Below are 7,472 nucleotides of genomic sequence, written 5' to 3'. Positions count from 1 at the left end.
TCAGACAGAGCCGCCCGGTTCTCTGCGGTCGCCAGTCCCTCGGTCTCGAACCGGCCCATCTGCGACGTGGATGCGGCATGCGCATCGACGGCACGGCCACCGACAACCTGGCGCATCACGGGATCGAGCGCGAGACGGTCGGCGTCATTGACGTCCCCGTATCCTGCCAACCGGCCGTAGACCGATTGCCGAAACAGCCCGTCGAGCCGGTGGATCGTGTTCTTGCCACGGCGATTATCGCACAGGGCAGCAGACGCCAGATTGGACAGACCGAGCGCGTCATCAAGCTCGCGCATCACCAGAAGGCCGCCATCCGAACTGAGCTGAGCGCCCCGGAATTCCAGCCGCACGCGAGGGTCAAAATCCACACGATCTGCCCGCTGCAAGCCCGCACCCTCTGGGTGATCCATGAAACACATCCTCCGCAGCAACCAACGCCATGATATATATAGAAAATATCACGTTCAAGACAGCGAAATCAGAGATCCACTTGGGGAATGCGGGTTTAATTGAACTTGAGTGATGTCTACGCGGCCGTGCGTCGGTTCTTTCGGGGCGGCAACGAGCTATTATTTCAGGCATTCGTTGCGGGCATCGCTGTGATCCTCGCGTGGAAGATCCCGAACCTGCTGTTGGGGCATCAGAACCCGACATTTGGTACATTCATTGTTATCACAGCATTGGCACCCGGACTGTCCAATGCGTTTCGCACGTCGCTAAGTGCCGTGGCAGGTGTCGTAGTTGGCATATCCATTGGCGAAGCCGGAATATTTCTTTTGGCGGCTATCCCGCTGTGGCTACAGGTCTTTGTCTCAGTGACTTTGGCTATGTTCATCGGCGCTCTGTTACGATTGTGTACGGCAACAGTGATGCAGGCAGGTGTATCTGTCGTCATTATATTTGCGGTGGGCCCCGAAGCCGGTGGATTGGAACGCATGACTGACGCAGCAATCGCCATCGCAATCGTGCTTGTATTCAGTCAGATCCTAGGCACTCCGGACCCGGTGGTGCGGATCAAAGCGGCGGCGCAGAATATGATTGGGCTGGTGAGCAGCGGGCTGAATACCTGCGCGGTGGCTCTCGAAACAGCGGACGTTGGCAAGGCCCAGACTGCACTGCAGCAACTATCGGGTGCTCATTCCGGGTTTTCTTCGCTTGATACGAGCCTGATGACGGCGCGGGACGCAGTGCAGTGGTCTGTGCGCGGCAGAATGCATTCGGACGAAGTGATCGAAGTTGCAGCAAGGTCCGATAGGGATGTCATGCGCATTTTTGCCGCCGCACTGTTGTTTGCAATCAGTGCGGTTCGGGCCTTGCGCAATGCGCCGAACGAAATGCCGCCGAACCTGCGTGAGGATTTGGCAAGGGTCACCGGCGCGATCAATCTGATTGGCACGTCACCTGATTTGCCGGATTTCGGTGAGCGGACAGCAGTCGGGAATGCAGATTGGCGGCGATGTCAGGACAGTCTTGAGTTTCTGGCCGACGCGGTTGCGGTCTACATTGACGACGCTTGAAGAACCTTCGTATTGCGATGATTACCCGGTACTCTGACAGAGTTGGTTACGTGTTTCTCGGCTTCGCCGCACGCGTCGATAATTGATCGTGACCCAGCACTGTATCTCGCTACATATGGCAAGCGCGCTGACTGCTATCAGATCAACTTTTCTGGAACGCCCCGTTACCTCTCCATCGAGGAATTCCCCAACGTTCAACCAAAACCGGTGAAGCTCAGATCAGACCATAAGAGAGTAGGCGGTGCGGGTCAGGCAGGCTAGCATAGCCACAGAGTTATAGGCCCGCTGGCATCCAGATCGACCGCAATCCACTGCACCTATGCCATCTCAAGATCATACCAGATCGACAGAGAACCGCGTCATTTCAAAGACAGATTGTAGTCTACCCGGGTCCGGGTCTTGTACATCGTCGGTGACCAGCTGCTCATAATCGCCCGCTACAATGCCGACTTACAACATGACTCTCAGATCAGGCCTGTTTGCCCAACTTTGTACATGTATGGAAGTACATGGACCCCGCCTGATTGCAACGGTCTCTTTGGTTCTGGATCGAAGGTCGCGATTGTTGATTTATATCCGGCTTCTTTGGGCGGCCTGATAGATCATCGCCGCGAGTCCCGATGGATTTCCGCATGAGGTCGATAGCAGAAAATCCCGACAAAAGCGGCTCGACCAGTCTGCCCAAACGACTTTCGAACAGCCCGATAAGTGCATCATACCGGCCGCCAATTCCAAAAAGCATGCTCAGTTCGCGCGCCGGAGTACCAAGCACTGGCACGGCGTGCCCAAGAGGCTTGATCTGGGTACAAAACGGTCTCAACATCAACTGGTCGGTATTCTACTTGGGGAATGTCGGCTGTATTCTGCTTGCGACACTCTATGTCGTGTCAGGCTACATGGTCCTGGATCTGATCCAGCACGTCTCGATTAGATCTTAAAACTGGTGGTCGCCGAAACCGGTGGTGGAATGAGTTGATGAAGAACGTAACGTTGTTTTCCGCCTGGGCAGGTCACAATCCAATGGCAACTGGTTTCTGGCTCAAAATCGGCGCAGTGTCTGCAACGCTCTGTTTCATGTTACTGTTGGCGGGCACCGGTGATGCAGCGGGGGCAACAGCAAACCTCGATTTTCCACCCAGCTTTGATAGTTACGGGGATAGCGACCTTGGGAGCATCGGCTCGATCCTGCTGAACCGGATTTCGATGGCACCGTTTAACCTGGTGGCGACCCTGATATTTCTGGCAGCCATCATCCATACATTTCTGGCTGGAAAATTCCTGAAGCTCAGTCATGCCCGGGCTCATGCGCACGCCCAACGAGTCAAACGTGGAGATGCGCGTGAAGGGTCTTCTGATGTTCTGGCAGGAATCTATCATTTCTTCGGAGAAATCGAGGTCGTATTCGGACTCTGGACAATTCCGTTGTTGATCGCGATCATCGGGTTTTATGATTGGCAAACAGCGGTTTCCTACATCGATCAGGGAGTTGACCTGACCGAGCCTACCTTTGTCATCGTTATCATGGTGCTGGCGTCCACCCGGCCGATCCTGAAATTGGCAGAAAGCCTGATGCTGAGGATCTCAAGGCTTCTTGGGGGAACACTTGGGGCCTTTTGGGTGACGGTGATGACGGTTGGCCCATTGCTGGGGTCTTTCATAACCGAACCTGCGGCCATGACGATCACCGCTGTTTTGTTGGCACAAAGGTTTTACGACCTGCAACCGTCTGTTGCCTTCAAATACGCTACTCTAGGATTGTTGTTCGTAAACATTTCCATCGGTGGAACGCTGGCGCACTTCGCCGCTCCGCCAATCTTGATGGTTGCCGAGCCTTGGGGCTGGGATGCAGCCTTTATGATCACGACCTTTGGCTGGAAGGCCATTGTCGGAATTCTTCTCGGGAACGCTGTCTATTTTCTGGTGTTCCGGAAAGAACTGTCAGAGCTTCAGGAGAAGTTCGCTCTTCAGGTTCTCAAAGACGACATCAGCAGACGGTTTGTTCCGCGTGAATTGATGGACAGAGAGTATCGACAGGCCGCCGGTCAAGTCGATTCCGTTCAGCAAACCAGTTCGGCGATTGAAGGCCAGATAAGAACCTTCTTCGAAGGGGTGCGAAATAATATTGAAGCGCATCTGATGCCGTCATTGCTGTCAGAAGGTGTCGACAAGGATCTGGTTAAAGAAGCGCTAGACAAGCGGTTCGATGAGGTCGTCCTGTATGAGGTCAGAAAATCAGTGCCCCGTGTTTTGCCGGAGGCGCAACGTGCGCCTTTTGAGGACCCTGATTGGGACAAGCGGGAAGACGCTGTTCCCCTATGGATAACACTCGTCCATGTCGTCTTCATGGGGTGGACAATCCTCAACGCACACCATGTGTCACTTTTTGTCCTTGGCCTGATGTTCTTCCTCGGATTTGCACAAGTGACATCCCAGTATCAAAACCGGATCCAGCTGCAAGCCCCTTTGCTGGTCGGCTTTTTTCTGGCCGGATTGGTCATCCACGGAGGCGTTCAAGGCTGGTGGATTGCACCTGTCCTGGGAAGCCTTGACGAGGTGCCACTGATGATGGGGGCAACCGTTTTGACAGCTTTCAATGATAATGCTGCCATTACCTATCTCAGCACGCTGGTGCCCGGCTTTACTGACGATCTCAAATACGCAGTCGTCGCCGGAGCCGTTGCAGGCGGCGGCCTGACCGTGATTGCCAATGCGCCAAATCCGGCAGGTCAGTCCCTTCTGAAAGGTTATTTCGGTGGTACAGTTTCACCATTAGGGCTTCTGAAAGCTGCAATTGGCCCCACCATCATTTGTTGGCTGTGTCTGGCTGTATTGTGAGAAGCTGCCGAAAAAAAGCTGTAATAGAAGTCGCTCTCGTTTTTCCGGATCTTGGTCTTTTTCATTCGCCAGATCAGTAATATCGCGCAAGTCAGAAAACATTAAACTGTTGAATATCACCGAGAACTGACCCGGTCAGTCATTACTTTTTCTTTGTCATGATGTGGTCAATGGTAGTGTCTCCTTTCGTTTCTGTTTCGCAATATAGGATCGGGCGATGAAGCGCCCTGACGGTCAAGATCTGTTCCGTCACAGCACTCAGTACCGCCCACCGCAGTTCGCCGCCGGTCACGAATCCGCACCGCTATTCCGCAATCGCGGTATCAAGGTCTGGTGTAGCTTCTTCTCGAAAACGCTTTGGCGTCCTGCCTGTCCATCGCCGGAATGATCGGTGCAGGGCGGCCGGACCCGAAAGGCCGACCTGCAAGGCTATTTGCGCGATGGGCAGGCGCGTGTTCGACAAGAGATCTTCGGTGATGCTCTGGCGTATGTCGTCCTTCATCTGACTGTAGGAGGTGCCTTGTGCCCACAGGATGCGCTGGATGCGGCGTGGATGCAGGCGGCAGATCGCGGCAAAGCTGTTCAGCGGCAGATCCTGATGAGCGATGTTGTCAGTCAGCATTCCGCGAAGATAGGAAAGCGTCGTTTCGTCGGCGCTGTTGGGCGCGAATTCCCCTCGTGACGCTTCCACCACGTCCCAGTCCAGCGAGAATGGCGCCCAAAGCCATTGAGGCGGAAACGTAATCCGCAAGCCATTGATCTCCGACTTGATAAGCGCCGATTTCGGCAGAAACCGAGGCGGAAGGCCTGAAGTGGACGGCACAGTGACGAGGATGTCGTTAGGGTCGAAAATGCCACCCAAACCCTGCTTAATCACCGTGACGTAGAAGGCCGCGCCGGCGGCATCCAACTGTCTTGTCAGCTTCGGCGCGTCAAGCGTGCGCTTTATCTCCAGGCTGGCAAAGTCGGGTGTGATGGAAACGGAGTACCGCACGTTATCAACCTGTTTCGAGACTTCCACGACCACACGGGAGAGGAAATCTCCCAAGTTGAGAGCATGGGTCGCCGCTTCCCGAAGCCCCGGCGTTCCTTTCCTCGCCGTTTCGATGGCCACCTTTGCGCTAAAATACCGATCGCCGAGAGTTTCCGCCATATCCTCCATGGCTGAATAACAGGCATACGCGTCAACCAGCATAGCAGGGTCAGTCAGCGCACCTAGGGGAATGCCGTTTCGGGCCATGAGCGCTTCAATGTCGCCACCCCGCGCGGTGAACGCCTTGGAGAGCGGGAACAGAACCATCATGGCCCGCGTGAATTTCAGGTCAGATTTCTTGCGCATTCGTACTGCTCCCTCAATCCCGTCAGGATAACCTTGAGGGACAGGATTATGACACAGTTGGCATGAGCTGCAAACAAATTGCGCCTCGGGCGTGATAGTCAACAGACCGCAGATGAAGAGAACCCGGCGATGATCACGCGGCGCTGGCGATCTCGGAAAGCGTTGGAGCCTGAAAAAGTTGCGAACAAGAGCCTTGGAAGCCGCCACGATGGTTGCTTTACTGTTGTCGACCACGACGGCCCTGTTGGCAAATGACATCCTTGTTCTGGGTGGTCGAGTGATCGACCCCGAAACCGGGCTGGATGCCATTTGCAACGTTACCACAGAGGGCGAAAAGATCGTGGCGATCAGCGAACACCCGCTGGAGGGCGATGTGGTCATCGACGCCATCGCCCATGTGGTTTCGCCGGGCTTCATCGAAATGCAGTCCCATGGGAACAACATCGGCGACTACCGGATGCAGGTTATCCAGCGCGTCACCACGGCGCTGGAGCTTGAATCCGGCCTTGTGCCAATCGGCGACTGGTATGATGGTCAGGCCAAGAAGAACCGGCCGGTGAACTCTGGCGCGTCGGAGGGCCGGGTCCACAGCCGGATCGCGGCCTCTAGCGAAACCGATCCGTTGGCCACAGTGGATTTTTTTACGGATGCGCAGGGTCGCACCAACTGGAAGTCGGACATCGCCAACCCGGAACGGTCTGAACGCATCATGTCGTTGGTCGAGCAGGGCCTGAGGGGCGATGCGCTTGGCATCGGCGTCAACGCCGGTTATGCGCCGGTGTATGGCCATAATGAAGATGTCGCGCGCGCGGAATTGGCCAAGAAATACACCGTCCCGACCTATATCCATGTGCAGTACGCCAGCATCGCCGTGCCGCCATCACCGGCGCGCATATGCATCTATGCCAATCAACGGACTGTGGGCGTGCAAACCGGTGTCGTGAACGGCGGGTTCTCGGTGCGCGACGGGGAGCTTGTGCTTGATGCTCCGAATGGTTGGCCGATCCGCATTGCTGTTGCAGTTTAAAAATGCAGCCTCACTGGACAAACCATACATGGCTAAAAGATCTGCGGGACCCGAACACGACAAAGATAGCGACGCTCCGAAGGGTATTTCACGGCGCAGCTTTATGGCGCGCGGCGTTGCTGTCGGAGCGGCGGCGCGTGCCGCCTGGCTCGGGCTGCCCTCCCGGCCTGCCGCGGCACGAACGAGTGGGCCAGTCCGAGTTGGCGCATCGCGTTTCGAACCGCTTGAAGTCGATAGCCCGATGGCCCGGTGGAAAAAGCCCCAGTCCTTCGAATTCATCGAAAAGGCGACCAAGAACTGCAGTTTTCCAAGCTGGCAGTCGGGTAGCGAAGATTCCATCTTTTACAACCTCAATATCCCCGAATTCTTCAAGTGCTCCTACGTCGCGCCGCCGAAGGATTTCTCCGAGCTTGAGCGGGCGCCCAACCAGGATGAAATCTCGGGGATCGATCATTCGCCCGGATATCTGCGCAACGCGGCGAAAACGCTGGCCGGGGAGAGTAAGCGCCTGATGTGCACGGCTTGTCGGCGGGCAGGGCGATCCGCAATGCAGTCGTGAGCTGAAACTGTTGGAAATAAATAGAAAAATTGTGACAGAGGAAAACCAAATGATGACTAAGGCGCCGCTATTAACAACAACATTTGTTGCCGGGCTGCTGACCGTTTCAGCGGCATTCGCGCAAGACTATGATCTGGTGATCAACAATGGCCGGGTCATCGACCCCGAAACCCTGTTTGACGATATTGCCAATCT

6 protein-coding genes are annotated in these 7,472 nt (G+C 55.5%); 4 read left to right on the top strand and 2 right to left on the bottom strand.

Annotated elements, in window-relative coordinates; genetic code table 11:
- Nucleotides 1–410: transposase (locus tag LC354_RS25205; RefSeq protein WP_223421634.1), on the bottom strand; the 410-nt coding region annotated here is incomplete at its 3' end.
- A 99-nt stretch (nt 411–509) separates the two neighbouring features.
- Here LC354_RS25205 and LC354_RS25200 point away from each other — a divergent pair.
- Nucleotides 510–1,517, top strand: coding sequence for an FUSC family protein (locus LC354_RS25200; RefSeq protein ID WP_223428723.1), 1,008 nt, complete (start codon nt 510–512; stop codon nt 1,515–1,517).
- A 975-nt stretch (nt 1,518–2,492) separates the two neighbouring features.
- The gene (locus LC354_RS25190; protein WP_223428722.1) at nt 2,493–4,352 is read left to right on the top strand and encodes a putative Na+/H+ antiporter; all 1,860 of its coding nucleotides are present in this window, start codon (nt 2,493–2,495) and stop codon (nt 4,350–4,352) included.
- A 304-nt stretch (nt 4,353–4,656) separates the two neighbouring features.
- Here LC354_RS25190 and LC354_RS25185 read toward each other — a convergent pair whose 3' ends face one another.
- Nucleotides 4,657–5,925 (bottom strand): AraC family transcriptional regulator, encoded by a 1,269-nt coding sequence (locus LC354_RS25185; RefSeq protein WP_223428721.1) that lies wholly within the window; start codon nt 5,923–5,925, stop codon nt 4,657–4,659.
- On the opposite strand from LC354_RS25185, the gene LC354_RS25180 reads away from it, so the two are divergent.
- On the top strand, nt 5,900–6,718 hold the full coding sequence (locus LC354_RS25180; RefSeq protein ID WP_223428720.1) for an amidohydrolase family protein: 819 nt from the start codon (nt 5,900–5,902) through the stop codon (nt 6,716–6,718). The two genes, LC354_RS25185 and LC354_RS25180, sit on opposite strands and share 26 nt — an antisense overlap.
- Nucleotides 6,719–6,746: 28 nt before the next feature.
- Nucleotides 6,747–7,277 (top strand): hypothetical protein, encoded by a 531-nt coding sequence (locus LC354_RS25175; RefSeq protein ID WP_223428719.1) that lies wholly within the window; start codon nt 6,747–6,749, stop codon nt 7,275–7,277.
- Nucleotides 7,278–7,472: the final 195 nt, after the last annotated feature.

It is taken from the genome of Tateyamaria pelophila (genome assembly GCF_019966495.1).
Lineage (GTDB): Bacteria > Pseudomonadota > Alphaproteobacteria > Rhodobacterales > Rhodobacteraceae > Tateyamaria > Tateyamaria pelophila.
The sequence above is the reverse complement of the archived record's forward strand: the minus strand, read 5'-3'. Positions and strand labels throughout refer to the sequence as shown.

Excerpts from the sequence above, each read along its gene's own strand:
- LC354_RS25190 (WP_223428722.1), top strand. The coding sequence starts at position 2,493 with ATGAAGAACGTAACGTTGTTTTCCGCCTGGGCAGGTCACAATCCAATG.
- LC354_RS25180 (WP_223428720.1), top strand. The coding sequence starts at position 5,900 with ATGGTTGCTTTACTGTTGTCGACCACGACGGCCCTGTTGGCAAATGAC.
- LC354_RS25175 (WP_223428719.1), top strand. The coding sequence starts at position 6,747 with ATGGCTAAAAGATCTGCGGGACCCGAACACGACAAAGATAGCGACGCT.